Genomic DNA, 2,073 nt, shown 5'->3' on the forward strand with positions numbered 1-2,073 from the left:
CGGCCGCGCCCCCCCGCCCCCCCCCCCCCCCCCCGCCGCCCGCGCCCCCCCGCCCCCCGCGAAGCTGGCCTCGGCGGTGGCCACGCGGGTATCGAACTCCTCGCGCGAGGCCAACGTGCGCGACTGCAGCGATGCCCACGCGCCGATCTGGCTCAGCCGCGGGCGCGAAGCAAAGTACGCGTCGGCCTCGGCATCGCTGACCTGCTCTACCCCACCTTCGACGCGCACCTGGATGCCAGCCTCGCGCAGGCTGCGCCAAAGGAACAGCAGCGCAGCGTGCGGGTTGGCCTGCAGTTCGCGCCCCTTGTGGCTGTCCAGGTGGGTGTAGAAGACGAAACCGCGCGCGTCGAAGGCCTTGAGCAGGACCGTGCGCGCCGAAGGATGGCCGTCGGCAGTGGCCGTGGCCACCGTCATCGCGTTGGGTTCGATTTCAGCGCTGCCCTTGGCTTCGTCGTACAGGGCGGCGAAGGTGGACAGCGCTTCAGCGTAGAGATCGGTCATGGTTGGTTTCTTGCGGCTCGGTTTGGGTTTATTGTCACCGCATGCCCGTTGCTGCGTACATGCCCCGGAACAAGGGATTCCCCGATGCACTGGTCGCGCAGGCGCTGGACGATGCGTTGGCCGTGGCGGCCACGGTGCCAGTATTGGCGATCAGTGGCCTGCAGGGCAGCGGCAAATCGACGCTGGCCGCCCAGGTGGTGGCCCTGGCCCAGCAACGCGGCCTGCGTGCAGCGGCACTGTCCATCGACGACTTCTACCTGACCCGCGCCCAGCGCCAGCGGCTGGCGCGCCAGGTGCACCCGCTGCTGCTGACCCGTGGCCCGCCGGGCACCCACGACCTGCCGCTGGCCCGCGCGACGCTGGACGCGATTGCCGCGCAGCGCCCGCTGGCGTTGCCCCGCTTCGACAAGCTGGCCGACGAGCGCGTGCCCGAAGCGCAGTGGCCACGACTGGAGGGCGGGCTGGACCTGCTGGTGTTCGAAGGCTGGTTCCTGGGCACGCCGGCGCAGGCCGACGACCAGCTGGACACCCCCCTCAACGCGCTGGAACGCGAGGCCGACGCCGACGGCCGCTGGCGCCGCTGGTGCAACCAGGCACTGGCCGACCAGTACCCCGCATTGTGGCAACGCTGCGACCGGCTGTGGTTCCTGCAGCCGCCGGATTTCGCGGTGGTGCCGCGCTGGCGATGGCAGCAGGAGCAGAACCTGCAGGCCGCCCAGCCCGAGCGCAGCAGCATGAGCCGCGCCCAGCTGGAGCGGTTCGTGCAGTACTACGAACGGGTGAGCCGCCAGGCACTGCGCACGCTGCCGGCGCTGGCCGACCGGGTGGTGGTGCTGGACGAACAGCGCCGGATCGTCAGCTGACCAGGAAGGTCACCCGCAGGTTGACCCGCCATTCGGTGATGTTGCCCTGCCCGTCGGTGACCACCTTGGTCTCGTTGATCCAGGCCCCCTGGATGCCCTTCACCGTTTCGGACACCTTTTTCAGGCCGCTGCGGACCGCGTCTTCGACGCTGGTGGGCGAGGAGGCGTTGATCTCGATGATTTTGGCCACTGACATGGGCGTGCTCCAGCTGCGCGCGGGACATTCCGCACGGCCCACCATGGGGTCCGCCGCGTAAAGGCCGCGACACGGAGGTGTTAGCATTCCGGGTAATGAATCCCGCTCCGAACCTCATCCTGATTGGCCCGATGGGCGCCGGCAAAACCTGCATCGGCCGGCGTCTTGCCGAGCGCTTCACCCTGGACTTCGTGGACGCCGACCAGGCCATCGTCGACGCGGCCGGAGCCAGCATTCCGACCATCTTCGAGCATTCGGGCGAGGCCGGCTTCCGCCAGCACGAACGCCAGGTGCTGCAGCAGCTGCTGGCCGGCGAGGGGCAGCTGATCTCCACCGGCGGTGGCGCCGTCCTCGACGCTGGCAACCGCGAGGCGATCGCGCAGCGCGGCTTCGTGGTCTACCTGCGGGTGAGCGTGCCGGCCCAGCTGGAGCGGCTGGCGCGCGACCGGGGCCGGGCGCGGCGGGCGCCGCCGGGCCGCGGGCCGGGGCTGCCCGGGCTGGGGCCCCGGCGCG

4 protein-coding genes are annotated in these 2,073 nt (G+C 70.9%); 2 read left to right on the forward strand and 2 right to left on the reverse strand.

Annotated elements, in window-relative coordinates; translation table 11 throughout:
• The coding region (locus QMX79_RS20645) for a pyridoxal 5'-phosphate synthase (RefSeq protein ID WP_282248440.1) at nucleotides 1-501 on the reverse strand (501 nt) is incomplete at its 3' end.
• Nucleotides 502-542: 41 nt separating this feature from the next.
• On the opposite strand from QMX79_RS20645, the gene QMX79_RS20650 reads away from it, so the two are divergent.
• Nucleotides 543-1,364 (forward strand): kinase, encoded by an 822-nt coding sequence (locus QMX79_RS20650; RefSeq protein WP_282248441.1) that lies wholly within the window; start codon nucleotides 543-545, stop codon nucleotides 1,362-1,364.
• On the opposite strand, the gene QMX79_RS20655 is transcribed toward QMX79_RS20650, so the two are convergent.
• The gene (locus tag QMX79_RS20655; RefSeq protein ID WP_068853673.1) at nucleotides 1,357-1,560 is read right to left on the reverse strand and encodes a dodecin family protein; all 204 of its coding nucleotides are present in this window, start codon (nucleotides 1,558-1,560) and stop codon (nucleotides 1,357-1,359) included. The two genes, QMX79_RS20650 and QMX79_RS20655, sit on opposite strands and share 8 nt — an antisense overlap.
• A gap of 95 nt (nucleotides 1,561-1,655) precedes the next feature.
• On the opposite strand from QMX79_RS20655, the gene QMX79_RS20660 reads away from it, so the two are divergent.
• On the forward strand, nucleotides 1,656-2,073 hold a 418-nt coding region (locus QMX79_RS20660; RefSeq protein WP_282248442.1), incomplete at its 3' end, for a shikimate kinase.

The sequence above is a fragment of the Stenotrophomonas sp. PS02300 genome, from assembly GCF_029959395.1.
Lineage (GTDB): Bacteria > Pseudomonadota > Gammaproteobacteria > Xanthomonadales > Xanthomonadaceae > Stenotrophomonas > Stenotrophomonas maltophilia_AD.

Bases quoted from the DNA above. Each gene is read 5' to 3' on its own strand.
- QMX79_RS20650 (WP_282248441.1), top strand. From the start codon at position 543: ATGCCCGTTGCTGCGTACATGCCCCGGAACAAGGGATTCCCCGATGCA.
- QMX79_RS20655 (WP_068853673.1), bottom strand. From the start codon at position 1,560: ATGTCAGTGGCCAAAATCATCGAGATCAACGCCTCCTCGCCCACCAGC.